This window comes from Pseudomonas sp. 2822-15, from assembly GCF_002742515.1.
GTDB lineage: Bacteria > Pseudomonadota > Gammaproteobacteria > Pseudomonadales > Pseudomonadaceae > Aquipseudomonas > Aquipseudomonas salomonii.
In genome coordinates this window covers 1-530 of record NZ_LJRY01000257.1, presented here as the reverse complement: position 1 = coordinate 530, position 530 = coordinate 1, and the positions used below count along the sequence as shown (strand labels likewise).

Here is a 530-nt window from a genome sequence, read left to right as displayed (position 1 = left end):
TTCGCGATGGTGGTGCTGACAGTCGAACCGTTGTTATAGACGTCATTGGCTGGAGTATTAAACACGGTCGAGCCGACGGTTTCACCGGCCTTTATCGTGATGGTTTGGCCGTTGCTCAACGTTACGGTGACGTCGGTCTGCGCCTTGTTAGTCAAGGTCGCGGTGTAGGTGATGTCACCGCCTTCAACCACGGAGGCTTTATCAGCACTCAGAGAAACCGTGGTGTTGTCGATCGAGTCGGTAATCGAAGTGACGGCCGCTTTCGGATCGGTGACCAGGTTCTCGAAATTACCGCCTTCAGTTTTGGCGATGGTGGTGCTGACCGTGCTGCCGTTGTTATAGACGTCGTTGGCTGGGGTGTTGAACACAGTCGAGCCTGTGGTCTCACCGGCTTTAATAGTGATCGTCTGACCGTTCGAAAGCGTCACGGTAACGTCGGTCTGCGCCTTGTTGGTCAAGGTCGCGGTGTAAGTGATGTCACCGCCTTCAACTACAGAGGCTTTATCAGCACTCAGAGAAACCGTGGTGTT

The 530-nt window shown here is 54.0% G+C and carries 1 protein-coding gene; it reads right to left on the bottom strand.

The features are described from left to right. A partial coding sequence (locus tag AOA59_RS27070; RefSeq protein ID WP_143522821.1) for an immunoglobulin-like domain-containing protein occupies positions 1 to 530 on the bottom strand: 530 nt, incomplete at both ends.